Genomic DNA, 17,649 nt, shown 5'->3' with positions numbered 1-17,649 from the left:
GAGTAGCGAAGTGGTTAAACGCGACGGTCTGTAAAACCGTTCCTTCGGGTTCGGCGGTTCGAATCCACCCTCCTCCACTTTATGGCGGTATTGGTGAAGTTTGGTTAACACATCGGTTTGTGGGTCCGACATGCGTGGGTTCGAATCCCACATACCGCCTCTGTTAAAGACCATGTTCAATTAATTTTGAACATGGTCTTTTTGCATACTGTAATGAATAAAACGTCAAAAGATACAATCCTAAAGACTGCAATCGATGTTTTTTTGAATACAACCGATTGCAGAAAATATTTTTTAAAGATTAATGAGAAACCGTCATCCCTTATTTACTGGGTCTTTAGAGAATCTTAAACTTAATTGGACGTTTGATGAAAGATTGTCAAATTAAGACAGAGATGGTAAATTGTATAAGAACACGCTTACATAGTATAAGCAAGTGGGATTTTGCGATGGGAAGTGATGAATATTTACTTCAGATCAGAGGCTTTTAATAAGCTGTGGTCAAACTGTAGATCAATTGGAATTATTTGATAGTGATACGAGGGATTCATATGGTAGGAATTGTATTAACGAGTCATGGTGGCTTTGCAGACGGGATCAATCAATCGGCTGAGATGATCTTTGGTCAGCAGCAAGACGTGGCACATGTGATTTTAAAACCGGATGAGGGGCCGGATGATATCCATGCCAAGCTTGAAGAAGCCATTAAAGACTTTTCAGATCAAGAACAGGTTTTGTTTTTAGTTGACTTGTGGGGTGGTACGCCATTCAATCAAGCCTCCAGCCTGTTTGAACAGCATAAAGATACATGGGCCATCGTAACGGGCATGAACTTGCCAATGGTTATTGAAGCCTTGGCATCGCGGATGACTATGAATTCGGCCAGAGAGATTGCCACCCACATCGTTGAAACGGCCAAAGATGGCATCAAGACCTTGCCAGAAGAGCTGATGCCAAAAACTAAGGCACCAGCTGCGCCAAGCAATGCCAAGCCGGTTGCCAAGGGTGCGATTCCAGAAGGCACCGTCATCGGCGATGGTAAGATTAAATACGTTTTGGCACGGGTTGATTCACGATTGCTGCATGGTCAGGTTGCAACTGGCTGGACCAAGGCAACCAACCCGAACCGCATTATCGTTGTTTCGGATAATGTTGCCAAAGACAAGCTGCGCAAGAACATGATTAAGCAAGCGGCACCAACCGGCGTTCATGCCAATACGGTGCCAATCGCCAAGATGATCAAGGTCGACAAAGATCCGCGCTTCGGCAATACACGAGCCATGTTGCTGTTTGAAACGCCTGAGGATGCTTTACGAGTCATTGAAGGCGGTGTCGGCATTAAAGAGCTCAATATTGGCTCAATGGCTTATTCGGAGGGCAAGGTCAACGTCAACCAGGTTCTGGCCATGAATCAAGAAGATGTTGACACCTTTAAGAAGCTTAAGCAGCTGGGAATCAAGTTCGTGGTCAAGAAGGTACCTTCCAGCAATGCCGAGGATATGGATGCTTTGCTGGAAAAGGCCCAAAAGCTGATCGATGAACAAAAGAATTAAGGGGTTTTGATTATGTCTGCGATTTCAATGATTTTAGTTGTGATTGTGGCATTCTTGGCTGGTATGGAAGGTGTCTTGGATGAATTCCAGTTCCACCAGCCACTGATTGCCTGCACATTGATTGGTTTAGTAACTGGCCATCTGGTTCCCTGCGTGATGCTGGGCGGTTCGCTGCAGATGATCGCATTGGGCTGGGCCAACATCGGTGCTGCCGTTGCTCCAGATGCAGCCTTGGCAGCTGTTGCTTCAACGATTATTTTTATTCAAAGTGGTGGTCAGATCAAGCAGATTGGGACTGCAATCGCGGTTGCCATTCCTTTGGCGGTTGCCGGCTTATTCTTAACAATGATCGTACGGACGATTTCCGTTGCAATTATTCACATCATGGACAAAGAAGCCGCCAAAGCAAACTTCCGTGGCGTTGACATGTGGCAGATGCTGGCCGTTAGTCTGCAAGGGCTGCGGATCGCTATTCCAGCTGCTGCCATGCTGTTTGTGCCAGCCAGTGCCGTTCGCGCCTTTTTGGGATCGATGCCTGCTTGGTTGACTGATGGGATGACGATCGGTGGTGGCATGGTGGTTGCCGTTGGTTACGCCATGGTTATCAACATGATTGCCAGTCGTGAGGTTTGGCCATTCTTTATGATTGGTTTTGCTCTGGCGGCAGTTTCTGAGCTTACCTTGATCGCAATTGGTGCCATTGGTCTGGCCTTGACGCTGATGTACCTGTCTTTGGAATCCAAGGGCGGTTCTGGCAGCAATGGTGGATCAGGCAGTGATACCGGCGATCCATTGGGTGATATTTTGGATGACTATTAAAATCAAGGGAGCGACTGATTATGGCAGATAAGAAGGAAAACAAGATTAAATTATCCAAGCGTGATCGCTGGGACGTCTGCTGGCGCTCAACGTTCATCCAAGGATCATGGAACTATGAACGTATGCAAAATGGTGGGTATGCTTATGCAATGATTCCTGCCATCAAGAAGCTTTACAAGAACAAAGATGATCAGGCAGCGGCACTGAAGCGGCACTTGGAATTCTTTAACACCCACCCATATCTGGCCTCGCCAATTATCGGGGTTACCCTGGCTCTTGAAGAAGACAAGGCCAATGGGGCAGCCGTTGATGACGTTGCCATTTCCGGTGTTAAGGTCGGGATGATGGGACCACTGGCCGGTGTCGGTGACCCAGTGTTCTGGTACACGGCGCGGCCAATTATTGCCGGTCTGGGGGCCTCAATGGCGATCTCAGGCAATGTCGTTGGTCCAATCCTGTTCTTCTTGATCTGGAACGCATTGCGGATTGCCTTTATGTGGTACACGCAGGAATTTGGCTATCATGCCGGTTCTAAGATCACCGATGACGTTTCAGGTGGCTTGCTGCAAAAAGTAACGCGTGGCGCGGCCATGATGGGGATGTTTATCTTAGGAACCCTGATTGAGCGTTGGGTTACGATCAAGTTTACGCCAGTGGTTTCTAAGACCCCATTGCAAAAAGGTGCCTACATTGACTGGAGCAGTCTGCCAAACAACATGCACTCAGTTCAAAAAGTATTGACTGAGTGGAATATGGGTAAAGGACTGTCGCTGACCAGCTACAAGGTTACGACGCTGCAGGATAACCTGGACCAATTGATTCCTGGTCTGGCGGGGCTGCTGTTGACGTTCCTTTGTATGTGGCTGCTTAAAAAGCGGGTTTCACCAATCGTCATCATCATTGGCTTGTTTGTCTTAGGTATTTTGGGTCACGTCTGCGGCCTGCTGTAAGGTGAGAAAAATGGTTGAATCAATCAATGCCAAAGTTGAATACGTTACGGACGGGACTTCATTTATGGGACCAGTATCATATGGCAAGATCATGATTGGCGATCGGGGCTTTGAGTTTTACGATGATCGCGACGTGCGCAAGTTTATTCAGATTCCTTGGGATGAGATTGACTTGGTAATTGCCTCGTTGGTATTCGGCGGGCATTGGATTCCACGCTTTACGATTCGAACCCGACATAACGGCGAGTTTATCTTTGCCGCTAAGGATGCCAAAGCAACGCTGCGTGCCGTTCGCAATCACGTCGATCCCAAGCATATGGTCCGCGCCTTGACGTTTACGCAAAAACTCAAGCGTGGCTGGCAAGGAATGCGTGCAAGCCATAAGCAAAATGGCTGATATGATTGGCAAAAGAGAAAAAGCGTCTCAGGACCGGTTTAATGGTCTTGAGGCGCTTTATGTATATTGGGTCAGGTCCGCGGGGAATTGAAGAGAACTTGCCCTCATTTTATGAAAAAATCAGGCATTGATGATTACCAATACCTGATAGTGTGGACCCTTAATTAATTGCATTGCTATTTGGTGTCGTGATGCTGTTGATCTTTTAACAGCTGTTTGATTTCCATCAGTTCTTGATGCAGCCGCCTGTTTTCGGCATGCAGCTTGGCGATTTCTTTTTTGGTAACCTCATGTGGGTTGGTCGGCTGAAAGTAGGTCGTGATCGTGCTGGTCAAAAGCCCAATGATGCTGACGCCTACAACCATCAGCAAAACCGCGGCAATCCGTCCCCAGAGCGTAGTCGGCGAGACGTCGCCATAGCCCACGGTTGAAACGGTCGTTAAAGCCCACCAAAAGGCCGTGGAAAATGAAACGCCTTCTGAGATGCTGTACATACCGGCTGCAATAAAAAGAATTCCGCAGCTGAGGTAAAGGTAGTAGATCAGGCCATCCGTGTGAAAGAATCGTTTTAAGCGTACCGTCAGGCCGACCAAGCGTAAAAGCCGTAAAACGCGCAGCATATGAAAGACGCGGGCGACCCGAGCAAAACGGAACAGCGTAAAGATTGAGTTGGTCGGGATGATTGAAAGCAGATCCCAGATATTTTTCTTGAAAAACAGAATTTTATCTTTTGCAATTGCCAGACGCGTAAAGTAGTCAATCACCAGGATTGCCCAGATACTGCGATCAATCCAAACGTAGGGCGCTTGGCTGAGATTAATGGCGTGAGCGCAGTCAAACAGTAGCAACAGAATTGAAATTAAAGCGATCAGTGCAATAAACAGCTGATAGAGCAACAGAATTTTGTGTTTGCGAGGATTCATAGTCAATTTTCCCAATAGTAATAATAGTTACTTTAATGATAATTCGTTTGAAGAAGAGTGACAATGATTTGCAAAAAATTGGTAGGAAAATGGGTAGTGAAAGTAAGGATCTATTATAAGGTTAGCTAAGGAGCGTTTTTACTTTATTCCCCATGCATGTGGGGCATAAAGAAAAGAGGCACCTCAAGTTGGATGCCTCTTTTATGATTCAATTCGATAAAAATTTGAAATTTCAAATCTTTAAGCAGCTTTTCGACTAGCCCGTCGCTTGAAAATCCAAGTGCCAATTACTGCTAAAAGCATCCAGATCAAACCAACCAGACTGATCTTACAGCCTAGAGCCAAACCTGGTACGTGGTAGTGCAGGACAACGCGATGAGTTCCCGCAGACAGGCGCAGACCGACAAAAGCTTGGTTGGTCCGCAGCAAGGCAGTCTTTTTACCATCAACGGTCGCCGTCCAACCGGTTGAATAGGGAATCGAAGAAGTCAGAATACCGACCCGCGAAGTCGTAATCGTTCCTGAGAGCTGATTGCGCTTGAATTTAACGTTTTTAAGCGCGTGTTTTTGAATCTGACGCACTTCTTGATTGTATTTGGTTCCCAGTTTTTCGGCAACTACTTGATACTGCCACTGATAGATTCCCAGCTTAGAAGGTTTGAAAGTCAAAGAAGAGGGCATTCCTTTAGTAAAGTAGCCGATATTCATCGTGCCGTTTTTAACCAGCTTGAAAAACGACAGCTTGCTTTGCTTAGGCTGTTCTAAGGCCTCCGTACCCAGACGACTGGAGATCTTAATCGCATAGCTCATGTCTGGGGAGCCATTTAAAATGTGGTAGCGCCAGAATTTGTACTGGTTAAATCGATAGTTGACGATATCGCCAGGATTGGTGGACTGCTGCTCAGCATGCTTTTGCTCATAGGCAATCTGCTGTTTCATTGAAAATGGCTGATACTTAATGGAAGCAAATTCAACATGCAGTTCGCTGTTTTTGAGCTTCTTTTTGAAGGCCTTGCTTGCCAACTGAGGCAGCTGCAGTTGGTAGGTTTCCAGACTGTCGGTATATTTAAGCCCAGATGATTTGATCTTGTTCAATCGGTTGGAAACCAACTGCGACTTCAGCGTAATGACGTTGCCCTTTAAGTTGGCCGGCTTCATACCACTAGTGGCGTTGGTATTTTTAGAGCTGACCGTAACCCCACTGGCCAGGGCGCGTTCCTTAGCAGTTGGCGAAAGCTTTTGGTAGGCTTTTTTGCTGATGTAGGAATCTTGCCAATAGAGCAGTGGGAATGCGTTATTGGTCTGGTAACGGTTGGTCGTCGTTGGGATCAGCTGCGTCTTATCGGTTGGATTGCTTGGCTGACCCACGTCATAGTTGATCTTGGGTTCGGTAGTGGCACTTAAGAAGTAGCCGCCAGGAATCTTGTTGGCATTGCTGCTGTTGCTCTGCACGAACAGATACTTGACGCCCAAGAAGTTGTTTAAAACGGTTCGATCATCAACCTGGCGCAATGGTACGTTGGCTTCATATTGGGTATTTTGCAGCGAGGTGCTGAACTGACCCAGGTATTTATTTTGCAGCGAATAGTACGAATCGATGTTATGCATACCAGAAGTCAGATCATTGTCCAACAGACCGCCAGTAGTGATCTGATTGCCAGAGATCGTTGAGACCCGAAAGAACGAGCCATCGTTTAAGCCTTGTTCCAATCCGCCATAGCGATTCTTGGCAATTGACTGATATTGGCCGCGAACCAGCGTACTGTTGGCAAAATTACCGTTATAAGGCGTGCCGACGTACAAAGCGTTGCAGGCGGCATTGGCGAGAATGATCGCAACCAGCCAGCGATCGGGATGCGGCGTGCCATGCAGATTCATGATCCAGATCATCAAAAGTGACATGATCAAAAAGATGATTGGCATGAACATGGTCGTGTCGTTTTGGAAAATATAGGTTACTACCAAGACCAAAAGATAGATGCCTGTCGCGCAGGTTAAGATCCAAAGCGTGTGCCGATCAAGCTGCGTAGCATTTTGTAAAAGCAGGCAGACCGACATTGCAATTGGTAAATAGATCAAAAGCGTCCAACGGTTTGATGCGGCCATCATACCATTGAAAAATGCCCCAACTGCCGGAATCAGCAGCATAATCAATGCCATTGCTAGACTGATCGACAACAGTGGAAACTGGCGTGCCCGCGTGTAAAGATAAACGATGGCGATAAAAGCGATGCTAACCAGTCCCAGTGCCGACCAGAACATAAACGTCCACTGGTCACCATTGATCAATTGCTTGGGCAAAAACAAATAGTAGTAAAGTGGATAATGCTTCAGCCCATTGGCAAATTCAGCCCCGGCTCGCGTAGAGTTCATGACGGCCATAATCTCAGGTACCAACAAACAAGCTGCACACAAAATACTGGTGATTGTGGCAAAAGCCAGCTTAGCCAGCGTTTTACCATAGTTTAGCGTCCGCCGGTAATTTGTAGCCACACGCAGCACCAGATAGATAAAGGTCCCAATCCCCAACACATAAGCCAGGTAATAGTTGTTGACCAGCATCCACCAAAAGGCAAGTGCTAATGGCCAAGCCGAGCCGCCTTGTAAAACACGTTCAAGCTCAACGACTAAAATCGGGAACAGAATAAACGTTGTCATAAAAAACGGCTGCGCGATGCTGGCATAGAGTAAGTATGAATTGACCATGTAGACCACGGTGCCGCCTAAGATGACGTGATCCCGAAAAGAAAAGTGGCCAGCAAACCAGCAAAACGTTAGTCCAACAAAATATGTTCTGACAACGGTGATAACTTGATAGGCCAGCGTCAGTTTAGCAGCCGGAAACAATAAGGCTAGATAGGCAAACACGTCGCCAATCGTATAATACGAAAAAACCTGGAAGGTATCGGTACCCAGCCCCATGTTCCACGACCACCAATTTAGCGAGCGCGTTGGATGATGGAGCCAGCCCAGCACGATTTTTCGGTATTCACCGAGCAACGGAACGTGTTGGTTGAGGGCATCCTTATTCCAGATTAATGTATGTCCGGTAATCGCATAGCTGCCGAACATGCACAGCGCGATCAGAACAAACATCAGCGTGTATTTGAGATACAGCATGCGATGATCACGCTTTTCAAATGAAAAGTTCATCTTGTTAACCCCTTAGTTAGATAATACCAATCTATTTTACTATAGTTGCCAAAAGTGAGACTCAACAAAATTCTTAAGATTATGGTACGAAAAATCAGGTTGATGATAAAGATCACTATCAAATGCGAATCTCAGTCCGTTTGTTGGATACTCGGATCATAGATATTTGTTAAAATTTACTTTAAAAACAACGCCACCAATCAATTATGAAGACATAAAAAAGCCGCCTGATCAGCGACTTTCATAATTTAGAAATTCATTTTGTCTATGCAAAGCTGATTAAGATATATCAGTCGGCCAAATAGTTCAGCAAATCAGGCAATTGCTGTTCCATTTCGATCATGCCCTCGTCATGGAAGCCAGCCAGCTTTTTGACATTATTTTCAAAGCGACTGACCTTGACCGACTCTTGTGGTGTAATGCAGTAAAGCTCGTGATTTTCAAATGCGGCATCGATCTCATCGCAACGATGATTGTATACTTCAGGCCGATTGATGCCTTCTTCGGCAAAAATAGGGTAATCTTTGTACTGCCGATGATAAAGTGCCTTGACCAGGGAACTGGAAAGCTTTTTACGATAGGATGCCTCACGGGTTCTGACAACGACAATCTTGTCAAAGCCTTGCTCTTTGGCTAGATCGGTTGGAATCGAATCAGCAATCCCACCATCAAGACATGGGCCTTGATCAGTCTGCTGGGGCTCAACCAAAAACGGCATGGAACAAGATGCCTTCAGGGCAGTTACCAATCCATCGCCGCGATAGTTGACAAAATCAACGCGCTTACCATTTTCGATTGAAGTAGCAACCGCCGTAAAACTAGATGCTGAGCGCTCATAGGCAGCATGATCAAATTGATGCCAGTCCCAGCCGTGATCGTCAAACAAAAAGTCCAGGTTCAAAATATCCTCATGACGCAGACCACGCTTAAGTGAAACGTAGTCGGAATGGTGGCGGTAGCTGGTGTTGACATGGTTGACATAGTTATATTGTTTGGCAACGTAGCAGGCGCCGCATAAAGCACCTGCCGAAACGCCAATCACGCTTTTAAACTCAATGTGGTGCTTGAGCAGACAGTCCAAAACGCCGGCCGTATATTGACCGCGAAAAGCCCCACCTTCTAAAACCAGCGCAGCATTATAAAGCATAGCAATCCCTCTCTCTTCATACGATTAATCGAATAATCGAATTAGGTATGATTATAATAACATATTGTCGTAATCTCAAAAATTAATGAACAGTAAAGAGGTAAAAAGAGCGTAAGAAAAAACGCCGAAAATCAACTTGCTGCCGATTTCCAGCGGTTGAACTGCCAGTCAGCGATTGCACTGAGGCATTACTATTATTACAAAGTAGCTAAGCGATTGCACTGAGGCATTACTATTATTACAAAGTAGCTAAGCGATTGAGCTGATTTTAAGTTTCTTTGCGGTCAGCGGCTTAATTTTGTGGTTGCTTTTTTTCTTGTTCTTCGGCTTGTTTTTGCAGCTCGCGATTGACCAGTTCCGGATCAGCTTTGCCGGGGTTGAGTTCCGTGATTTTGCCGGTTGCCGCGTAGATCACCCATTCAACAAGGTTGACGATGTGATCGCCAATCCGTTCCAGTAAATGAATAACGGTGATGTAGTGGCTGCCGTCTTTGATCAGTTCAGGACGATTATGCATCTGATTGATGATTTTTTCATGTACCTGAACGTACTGCTTGTCGACTTCCAGATCCATATTGGCAACGGAATAGGCGGTCTGTTCGTCAGTGTAGACATAGGCATCGAGAGCCTTTTCCAACATATGACGCACGGTTTCGGCCATTTCGGCGATGTTGTTTTCGATGTCGGGCCAGTGTTGGTCCATATCTTTAATACGGATGGCGTCTCTGGCGATATGAGAGGCGTGATCAGCCATTCGTTCCTGATCTGAGCTGGCTTTTAGGATGCTCATGATTGAACGAAACTCGTTTTCTTTTGGCTTTTGAATGTTCATCAGCTTAAAGGCGTGCTTTTCCAGGTAGGTTTCGCCATCATTGATCAATCGGTCGTTTTCGCCGACTTCTTTGGCTAGTGCCACATCGCGATCAATGAACGCCTTGGTTGCCTTATAAATCTGTTCGGAGGTGTTGATCCCCATTTCCATAAACCGGCCACGTAGTTTTTTTAGCTCATCGTTAAAAATCTCGTTCATATGATCTCTCTCCTTTATGGGGCTTTTTTTCTTTGACTACTATACTTGTCTAATGTAAAAAATGTGTAAATATAGCGTAAATCATCGGAATTTATCGAAATTTTGTAAACATTGCGTTTTAATTAGACTTGGAAGAGAAAAGGGGATGGAAAATCATGGAGCAGCGACACTTTCTGCTCATTAGCAAAGATATGGCTTTATACGGAGCAATTGCCGCTGCGTTTGCGGATGAGGGTTGGCTGCTGCACCAGACGACCACCGCGGTAGAAGGGGTTGCTAAAATAAAAAAACACCCATACGGTGGTATTCTATGGGATTTTGACGCTACGCCATTGGATACGATTTTAGCAACGCTGGACGTCATGCGTCAGATGATGAATGGTCCGATTATTATTATGGGTGAAGCATTTAAGCCTAAGGTTCGTCGCAAGCTGTTTCGTTTTCATGCCGATGACTGCCTGCCAAGATCGCTTAATGATGCTGAGCTGTTGGTGCCGCTGATCAGACAGCGCTTATGGGTTTATGATCAGTTAAACGTAGAACAGTCGACAGCCGATAAGCCGCGGCGACCGCAACGTGATGACGTAACGATTGGCAATTTAAGGCTTGATTTTAATCATCGCTGTGCCTATGTGAATGATCAAAAGGTGATTTTAACGCCCAAAGAGTTTAAGCTGCTAAAATACCTATATGACAATCGCAATCAGGTTATCAGCCGTGAACAATTGTTGAATGGCGTTTGGAACTATGATATTTTAGGTACTTCCCGCATGGTTGACATCCATATTAGCCATCTGCGCGATAAAATAGAAAAAGATCCGCACAATCCAGAATGGATCAAGACTGCGCGCGGCTTTGGCTATCTTTTTGATACGGCTCATTTGGATAAGTAGCCTTTCTGTGTCATAATTGTCATAAACGATAATTTAAAGGAGAAGAAAATGGCATTTCCTTTTAAAGTGGTCGCTTTTGACATGGATGGCACGTTTCTGCGCGATGATAAGACGTTTGATCGCGAATTGTTCAGCCCGCTGTTGGATCGATTGTTGGCGCAAGATGTGCATGTCGTCGTGGCCAGCGGTGATCAGTATGAGTGTCTATTGAAATACTTTCCAACTCGTCATGAACAGCTGACTTTTATCAGTGAAAACGGCGCGCATATTATTGACCATGACGAGGAGCTGGTGGTGCAGACCATGGATCCCACGGTAGTTAGCGAACTGATTCCGTTTATGGTCGACAAAATGGACATGGTACCGTCACTTTCTGGTCATCAGCACGGCTATATCTCGCCAAACGTTTCAGCATCGCAGTTAAAGCGACTACAGTTCTATTTTCCCAATCATGTTTTGATAGATGATTTCAAGCAGCTGCCCGCCGATCGTTTCTATCAAATATCGTTTGTCGTTGAGCCAGACAAACTGAAAGAACAGCTAGAGGCCTTACGCAGCCAGTTTGGCAAGCGGTTAAAGATTACGCCAAGTGGCAATGGCTCAGTTGATTTAACGATTCCTGGCGTTGATAAGGCCCAGGCGCTGCAAAGGATGCTTGCTCAATGGCAGCTGACGGCTGATGATCTGGTGGCGTTTGGTGATGGCGGCAATGACGTCACCATGCTTAAAATGGCCAGAGTCAGTTGGGCAATGCAGAATGCCAGCAAAACCGTCAAACTGGCGGCTGATTTTACGGCTGATGAAGACAATAATCATGATGCCGTTTTGCATGTTCTGCAATCCTATCTGTAATCAATTCAAATATAAGCGGCCTTTTGTATGTTTGTCATGCGGAAGGCTTTTTTAGAGGTGATCTAATGCATCAAGAATCGCTTTTTGAACAACCAAAACAAGAACCATTGGCTAGTCGCATGCGGCCCCAGACTCTGGATCAGATCGTTGGCCAACAGCATCTTTTGGGAGCCAATCAGATGCTGCGTCGCTTGATTGATGCTGATCGCGTGCCTTCCATGATTCTTTGGGGACCGCCTGGCGTGGGCAAGACGACCTTAGCGCGGGTCATTGCTCGGCATACCAAGTCAGAATTCATCTCATTCAGCGCCGTTACCAGTGGCATCAAAGAAATTAAAGAGATTATGGCCCAAGCACAGCAAAATGCTGATTATGGACAGCGGACGCTCGTATTTGTCGATGAGATTCATCGTTTCAACAAAGCACAGCAGGATGCGTTTTTGCCTTACGTTGAGAATGGCAGCATCGTATTGATTGGCGCGACGACTGAGAATCCATCATTTGAGATTAATTCAGCTCTGCTTTCGCGCTGTCGGGTCTTTGTGCTGCAGCCGCTGTCGACTGATGATCTGCAAAAGATGCTGCAGCGCGCGACTCGGACTGGGTTTTCGCGTCCCATTCAAATTGATGACCGCTTATTGAAACAGGTGGCGATTTTTGCGGATGGCGATGCGCGCACGGCCCTCAACACACTGGAAATGCTGGTTGACAACGGCACGCTTGATGAAAATGGTCGGTTTACGGCAGCAGACAATCTGTTGGAGCAGCTGCTTGGGCATAAAACGCTTAAATACGACAAAAAGGGCGAAGAACACTATAACCTGATCTCGGCGTTGCATAAATCCATGCGCAATTCCGATGTTGACGCGGCTATCTATTGGCTGACGCGAATGCTGGATGGCGGTGAGGACCCATTATACATTGCCCGACGTTTGGTACGCTTTGCCAGTGAGGATGTTGGCCTTGCTGATACCAATGCGTTAAATGTCGCGGTTAATGTCTATCAAGCTTGTCAGTTCTTGGGGATGCCAGAATGCAACGTCCACTTGACGGAATGCGTAATCTATCTGGCGACTACGCCTAAGTCCAATGCCGTTTATGAAGCTACGCAAAAAGTTGTCGATGACGTCAAAAATACAGCCAATGAGCCGGTACCGCTCCAGATACGCAATGGCACCACCAAACTGATGCAAGAACTGGGCTATGGCAAAGATTACCAGTATGCCCATGACACGGCCGCCAAGCTGACGACGATGGAGACAATGCCAGAAAATCTAATCGGCCATCAATACTATTATCCAACTGAGCAGGGCAACGAGATTCGCTTTAAGCGCCGCTTGCATCAGATTAAGCAATGGAAAAATCAGCACCGCAGCCATGATTATTAATAAAATAGGCACTCCGCTCAAGCAGTAGGGTGCCTATTTTTGATGCGTTTTAATTTAGATTTATAGCCAACTAGCCATCCATGACGATGCCACCGTCACAGTCGCCAACCTCGCCAGTAATAAAGCTGGCCGCGTCACAGCCGAAAAACAGAATCATCTGCGCGATTTCAGCAGGCGCCGCACCACGGCCAAGTGGAATCATGTTTAAAACTCGCTGTCTTTTTTCGGGATCAGCTTCCAATGCGGACGTCATGCCAGTGTGGGTAAAGGAAGGGCAGACCGCGTTGGCATAGATGCCATACTTAGCTCCTTCTTTAGCAATTGCCTTGGTAAAGCCGTTCAAACCAGCCTTCGATGATGCATAGGCCGTTGTTCCCAACAAACCGCCACCGATTTTGCCGGCTACGGAAGAAACATTGACGATTCGGCCGCCGCCATTGCTTTTAAAATGTTCCCAGATAGCATGAACGGTATTGAAAGGTCCGGTAAGATTGACGGCTAGCGTATGATCCCATTCGGCTGGCGACAATTCATCAAACGACTTGGCACTGATGATCCCAGCCACGTTGATTAAAGTATCGATGCGGCCAAAGTCATTAAGGATGCGTTTGAAGACAGTTGCGACCTCATCACGATTGCTCTGGTCCATGGCGTAGGGGCGGGCATGTTCACCCAGCTCAGCTGCAACTTTCACCGCATCGTCAAACTTCAGACCAATTACTGCTACCGAGCCGCCGCCAGCAATGACACCCTTGGCGACTTCTTTGCCAATACCACCAGTTGCCCCAGTGACGATTACGTTTTTACCATCATAGTCATAGCGCGTCACGATTCCCCCTTAAAGTTAAAGTCTAGTATTGAGTCAATTATAGTCCCAAATTAAGACAATGATGACTTGATTTTAATCGACAAGTGATAATTTACCTTAACTAAAGCCCCCAAAAAATAGCAAACAAATCATCCATCGGCTTTATCAAACCGCGACCATAATTAAGATTTATATGTATCTTCCGTATTAGTTTGACTTTCAATCTTAAAAGTGGAATAATTTGTTCTCGATATCCATAAATGCAATTGAATCAAAGATTTGTTTTGATTTAGGAGCAGCAGCTTGATGATCACTGCCGGATATCGTTGATCATCAGAGAGAGAGGAATTGAATATTATGACAAAAAAAGAAGTCGTAATGGCCATGAACGATGCAGTACTGGTTCGCATCAACGATTGGCGCTGTGCACAAGCCTATCTGATTCAAAAGGTTTTGAATGATGGTAAAGTACTGCTGCGGCGAGCAAACGTTTCAGTTGACGGTCAAGCCGTACCAACTGAAGAAACTAAAAATGTCGCTTGGAGCAAGTTGGAAAAGCTGCAGTTTGACTTTTAGTTTTCTGATAATGCAATTTAAAGGATCATCTGTCATTGTGACAGGTGATTTTTTATTGACATTAACTAAAAGGTGAATAAGACTTTAATAGAGTCGCTCAGCTGACTGACTTATCCATGAACTAGGACGTTAGGTAACGATAGCTGTCTGATTTCCAGCATTAAGGCTTGTGGCGAGTCTTGATCGCGGTGAAAAAAGCCGTGTTCCTAGTCAGTCAAGTGCGGTTTTGATAAGTTAAGGCACGACCCGATGCGCGTTTGCAATATCCCATCCACAGTCAATCAGGCTCGACAACTTGAGAACCAAAGTGGAACGTCACCAAAAACGTTCGCCGTGATGCCGCAGTGATGTGGCTATAAGCATTGAGGCCGGTTCGAGTAGGTCAAGGCGACTTTTACTATTACACAATCAGTAGAAAAATGCTTATGCTGACCAAAAATGGTGGGTACTGATCCCAGCCCGTGCCATGTTAAAGCGACAAGAGGTTATGATCGACGGGTCATGGCTAAGCCTTGTCGAGCACGTTGCCTAATCAACTATCAAAGCTAAGCTACGAAAACCAATGCGCAGGCTGTTATGCCAGGACGACTCATCAATTTAATGAATCAATTAGTTTGAGTGGTGTCAATATGGGTTCGAGTCCCACTGCTGACATAGTCAAAAAGAGCCCATGGGATGCTTGACGCGTTTCATGGGCTCTTTATTTTATTCAATTGTCGGATGCAGCATCTTAAATTGATTATGTTCTTCAAACAATGCAGCCAGCTGCAATAAATCCAGTTCACGCCCCTTATTGGCAATTAATTGAATACCTTGGGGCAAGCCATCTTTTCTAATGTGGGTTGGTAAAGAAATCGCTGGTTCGCCAGTCAGATTGGCTGCTTGGGTAAATGGCGTTTTACTCAGCGAATCAAGCCATTGATCATAAATCAACTGCTGCTGTTCTTTTGGTGCCAGCTGATCGATATGTCTAAGCTGCTCGTCAAAGTCGGCAGTATGCTGCGGCTCATTGATACGATATGGACGGGTAGCGGTTGTGGGTGTCAATAGCACGTCAAATTTTTGATGGAGCTGATCATGCAACGCTGCAGCTTTATCCCAAACATTTAAGGCTGTGATATATTCAGCGGCTGAGATGTTTTTGCCGGTTTGCCACAGTGCCCAGGTAACCAGTTCAATCTCATCCGGACCAATCGGACGTTTTAATGAGTGTTCGATCTGAGCAAACATGGCTGCCGTTTCGCCTTCATTCATTAGATAATAGCTGTCGATCAAACTACGGCCATCAATTGGATCTTCATATGGCTGACAATCAAAGCCCATTTGCTGCAAGAAGTCAACGGCATCCAAAACCGTCCGAGTTGCATCTTCGTCGACTGTCGTATCAACAGGGGAGACTGTGGTCCAGCCGATTCTCAGCCGTGGGGTTGGCAACAATTCCATCGTGCCAGACTTAAACAGCTTGCTTAAGGGTGTTTGAAAGACGGCACTGCTTTGTACAGTCTGCAAAGTATCTAATAATAGCGCCGTATCCTTAACCGAACGCGTCAACGCAAAATTGATTGATGCACCTTGCCAGGAACGCCAACTGCCCGGTCCAACCGGCATACGACCGCGTGTTGGTTTTAGACCAATCGTTCCGCACCAGCTGGCTGGAATACGAATTGAGCCGCCGCCATCGTTTCCTGCTGCAATTGGAACCCAACCAGCCGCAACGGCAGCGCCCGCCCCGCCTGATGAGCCGCCAGGAGTAAAAGCAGCGTTCCATGGGTTTCGAGCTGGGCCAAACAACTCAGCATCAGTAACGTTTTTATAGCCAAATTCGGGAAAATTGGTCTGGCCGATGATAATAAAGCCAGCATTTTGTAAAGCTTTAACGAAATTATCGGTCGTATTGGCGCAAACTTTTTTGAACAGCTGGCTGCCATTAGTATCAGGCTCGCCAGCCAATCTTTGACCCAACCCCTTTAAAAGCAGCGGTACGCCTAAAAAAGGCTGGCCATGATCTGCCAGCTGGTCGGCTTCTTTTAAGGCTGCCTCTGTTCTTAAGTGAATAACGGCATTAAGAGTGGGATTTTCTGCTTGAATCTTAGCTAGTGCCATTTCAACCAGTTCACGACTGGTAAGCTGGTGTTGGCGAATCATTTCTGCTAAGCGGTAGGCCGGCAACGTCAGTAGATTCATTAAAACCACTCCTTTCAGTTTGTTAATATTCAGTTTGTTAATATATTGGCCCTTTACTAAGCGGCGTCTCCAGAATTGACCATAGCCTTTGCGCGTTGGGCGTCAGCAGGCGATTGGCACGAGCCGCCAGTGAAATGATGAACTCGGGCTGACTACCATCCGTCAAGGGCAAGGCCACCAAGCCATCATTGGCATCCAGTGCCAGATCCGTCAGAAAAGAAATCCCAGAATTGTTCGCGACCAACGCTTTTAAAATCTGCACGTCGCTGGTTTTAAAAACGATTTTGGGACGTACGCGAGCCAAATGCGCAGCCTGACGGAAAGCCTGGGCATGGACATATTCATCATCAAGCGTGATAAACGGATATTGCGCGGCTTGAACAAATGATACGCCCTCTTTAAAAGCTGCCAAAGGATGATTTTTTGCCACGATAATTTTAATCGGTGCCTTATCAATCACACGGGCTCGCAGACTCGGCTGTTGAAATGGCTGCAGCGATCCTAGCAATGCCAGATCAAGCTCGCCATTTGCCAGCAGTCGCAGCAGTGAGGCCGAACCATGATCAACGACTTCCAGCTGATTAAGCAGTCCCGCCTGCAACAGCGCTGGAGTGAAGCGGGGAAAGTACCAGCTGCCGATGATTGGCGGCAGACCAAAGCTGATGCGTTCCTGTTTAGCACGGGTCAGCTCCTTTTGGGCAATCTCAAGCTCTTCAATCACGCGCTGCACGTGTTGGTCAAACTGAAGGCCGGTACTGGTAACCTTCAATTGATGATGCGAGCGATCACGCATGAAAAAAGTCGTTCCAAAGCTTTCTTCAAGTCGTTTGATGGCCATGGTTACGGTTGGCTGACTGATATTGAAATCTGCTGCGACCTGGGAAAAATTTTTGGTTCTAACCAAATCATGATAATAATATAATTCTTTAATATTCAACCTGAATCACCGCCATAATTGGATTTTAATTTATCATAT

15 protein-coding genes and 2 tRNA genes are annotated in these 17,649 nt (G+C 46.2%); 10 read left to right on the top strand and 7 right to left on the bottom strand.

Translation table 11 applies throughout. The features are described from left to right. From QOS03_RS04075 to QOS03_RS04050, 6 genes are all read left to right on the top strand, one after another. A tRNA-Tyr gene (locus QOS03_RS04075) sits at positions 1-77 on the top strand. Positions 78-84: 7 nt separating this feature from the next. Beyond that, positions 85-159: transfer RNA gene (locus tag QOS03_RS04070), tRNA-His, on the top strand. A 392-nt stretch (positions 160-551) separates the two neighbouring features. Beyond that, entirely contained in the window at positions 552-1,553 is a 1,002-nt protein-coding gene (locus QOS03_RS04065; RefSeq protein ID WP_283575433.1) for a PTS sugar transporter subunit IIB, read from the top strand. Positions 1,554-1,565: 12 nt separating this feature from the next. Then, on the top strand, positions 1,566-2,372 hold the full coding sequence (locus QOS03_RS04060) for a PTS mannose/fructose/sorbose transporter subunit IIC (protein ID WP_272215057.1): 807 nt from the start codon (positions 1,566-1,568) through the stop codon (positions 2,370-2,372). A gap of 20 nt (positions 2,373-2,392) precedes the next feature. Continuing rightward, complete coding sequence (locus tag QOS03_RS04055) at positions 2,393-3,322, top strand: PTS system mannose/fructose/sorbose family transporter subunit IID (protein WP_169462225.1); 930 nt, start codon at positions 2,393-2,395, stop codon at positions 3,320-3,322. 10 nt (positions 3,323-3,332) lie between these two features. Continuing rightward, positions 3,333-3,719, top strand: a complete 387-nt coding sequence (locus QOS03_RS04050; RefSeq protein ID WP_283575432.1) for a DUF956 family protein — start codon at positions 3,333-3,335, stop codon at positions 3,717-3,719. Positions 3,720-3,895: 176 nt separating this feature from the next. Here the strand turns inward: QOS03_RS04050 and QOS03_RS04045 are convergent, their stop codons facing one another. The 4 genes from QOS03_RS04045 to phoU all read right to left on the bottom strand — a co-directional run bounded on the left by QOS03_RS04045 (position 3,896) and on the right by phoU (position 9,972). Then, positions 3,896-4,642: a potassium channel family protein gene (locus tag QOS03_RS04045; RefSeq protein ID WP_283575431.1), complete on the bottom strand. Its 747-nt coding sequence runs from the start codon at positions 4,640-4,642 to the stop codon at positions 3,896-3,898. 240 nt (positions 4,643-4,882) lie between these two features. Then, a complete protein-coding gene (locus QOS03_RS04040) occupies positions 4,883-7,795 on the bottom strand; it encodes a YfhO family protein (protein ID WP_283575430.1) in 2,913 nt (970 codons plus the stop codon). Between the two features lie 289 nt (positions 7,796-8,084). Then, positions 8,085-8,942, bottom strand: a complete 858-nt coding sequence (locus QOS03_RS04035; RefSeq protein ID WP_283575429.1) for a patatin-like phospholipase family protein — start codon at positions 8,940-8,942, stop codon at positions 8,085-8,087. 292 nt (positions 8,943-9,234) lie between these two features. Further along, positions 9,235-9,972, bottom strand: a complete 738-nt coding sequence (gene phoU / locus QOS03_RS04030) for a phosphate signaling complex protein PhoU (RefSeq protein WP_283575428.1) — start codon at positions 9,970-9,972, stop codon at positions 9,235-9,237. Between the two features lie 155 nt (positions 9,973-10,127). On the opposite strand from phoU, the gene QOS03_RS04025 reads away from it, so the two are divergent. The 3 genes from QOS03_RS04025 to QOS03_RS04015 all read left to right on the top strand — a co-directional run bounded on the left by QOS03_RS04025 (position 10,128) and on the right by QOS03_RS04015 (position 13,105). Beyond that, positions 10,128-10,865: a winged helix-turn-helix transcriptional regulator gene (locus tag QOS03_RS04025; protein ID WP_169462211.1), complete on the top strand. Its 738-nt coding sequence runs from the start codon at positions 10,128-10,130 to the stop codon at positions 10,863-10,865. Between the two features lie 48 nt (positions 10,866-10,913). Then, positions 10,914-11,717, top strand: a complete 804-nt coding sequence (locus QOS03_RS04020; RefSeq protein WP_283575427.1) for a Cof-type HAD-IIB family hydrolase — start codon at positions 10,914-10,916, stop codon at positions 11,715-11,717. A 65-nt stretch (positions 11,718-11,782) separates the two neighbouring features. Next, on the top strand, positions 11,783-13,105 hold the full coding sequence (locus QOS03_RS04015) for a replication-associated recombination protein A (RefSeq protein WP_283575426.1): 1,323 nt from the start codon (positions 11,783-11,785) through the stop codon (positions 13,103-13,105). A 70-nt stretch (positions 13,106-13,175) separates the two neighbouring features. Here QOS03_RS04015 and QOS03_RS04010 read toward each other — a convergent pair whose 3' ends face one another. Next, positions 13,176-13,934: an SDR family NAD(P)-dependent oxidoreductase gene (locus QOS03_RS04010; RefSeq protein ID WP_283575425.1), complete on the bottom strand. Its 759-nt coding sequence runs from the start codon at positions 13,932-13,934 to the stop codon at positions 13,176-13,178. 336 nt (positions 13,935-14,270) lie between these two features. Here QOS03_RS04010 and QOS03_RS04005 point away from each other — a divergent pair, with 336 nt between their 5' ends. Continuing rightward, on the top strand, positions 14,271-14,489 hold the full coding sequence (locus tag QOS03_RS04005; RefSeq protein WP_006501002.1) for a hypothetical protein: 219 nt from the start codon (positions 14,271-14,273) through the stop codon (positions 14,487-14,489). A 705-nt stretch (positions 14,490-15,194) separates the two neighbouring features. On the opposite strand, the gene QOS03_RS04000 is transcribed toward QOS03_RS04005, so the two are convergent. Then, entirely contained in the window at positions 15,195-16,673 is a 1,479-nt protein-coding gene (locus QOS03_RS04000) for an amidase (protein ID WP_283575424.1), read from the bottom strand. 37 nt (positions 16,674-16,710) lie between these two features. Further along, the gene (locus QOS03_RS03995) at positions 16,711-17,610 is read right to left on the bottom strand and encodes a LysR family transcriptional regulator (RefSeq protein ID WP_283575423.1); all 900 of its coding nucleotides are present in this window, start codon (positions 17,608-17,610) and stop codon (positions 16,711-16,713) included. Between the last annotated feature and the right edge of the window lie 39 nt (positions 17,611-17,649).

Source organism: Limosilactobacillus pulli (genome assembly GCF_947381555.1).
Classification (GTDB): domain Bacteria; phylum Bacillota; class Bacilli; order Lactobacillales; family Lactobacillaceae; genus Limosilactobacillus; species Limosilactobacillus pulli.
This window is presented reverse-complemented; position numbering and strand designations above follow the sequence as displayed.

Coding starts and splice junctions, on each gene's coding strand:
- QOS03_RS04005 (WP_006501002.1), top strand. CDS start 14,271: ATGACAAAAAAAGAAGTCGTAATGGCCATGAACGATGCAGTACTGGTT.
- QOS03_RS04065 (WP_283575433.1), top strand. CDS start 552: ATGGTAGGAATTGTATTAACGAGTCATGGTGGCTTTGCAGACGGGATC.
- QOS03_RS04040 (WP_283575430.1), bottom strand. CDS start 7,795: ATGAACTTTTCATTTGAAAAGCGTGATCATCGCATGCTGTATCTCAAA.
- QOS03_RS04025 (WP_169462211.1), top strand. CDS start 10,128: ATGGAGCAGCGACACTTTCTGCTCATTAGCAAAGATATGGCTTTATAC.
- QOS03_RS04055 (WP_169462225.1), top strand. CDS start 2,393: ATGGCAGATAAGAAGGAAAACAAGATTAAATTATCCAAGCGTGATCGC.
- phoU (WP_283575428.1), bottom strand. CDS start 9,972: ATGAACGAGATTTTTAACGATGAGCTAAAAAAACTACGTGGCCGGTTT.
- QOS03_RS04000 (WP_283575424.1), bottom strand. CDS start 16,673: ATGAATCTACTGACGTTGCCGGCCTACCGCTTAGCAGAAATGATTCGC.
- QOS03_RS04035 (WP_283575429.1), bottom strand. CDS start 8,942: ATGCTTTATAATGCTGCGCTGGTTTTAGAAGGTGGGGCTTTTCGCGGT.
- QOS03_RS04045 (WP_283575431.1), bottom strand. CDS start 4,642: ATGAATCCTCGCAAACACAAAATTCTGTTGCTCTATCAGCTGTTTATT.
- QOS03_RS04020 (WP_283575427.1), top strand. CDS start 10,914: ATGGCATTTCCTTTTAAAGTGGTCGCTTTTGACATGGATGGCACGTTT.
- QOS03_RS04015 (WP_283575426.1), top strand. CDS start 11,783: ATGCATCAAGAATCGCTTTTTGAACAACCAAAACAAGAACCATTGGCT.
- QOS03_RS04060 (WP_272215057.1), top strand. CDS start 1,566: ATGTCTGCGATTTCAATGATTTTAGTTGTGATTGTGGCATTCTTGGCT.
- QOS03_RS04050 (WP_283575432.1), top strand. CDS start 3,333: ATGGTTGAATCAATCAATGCCAAAGTTGAATACGTTACGGACGGGACT.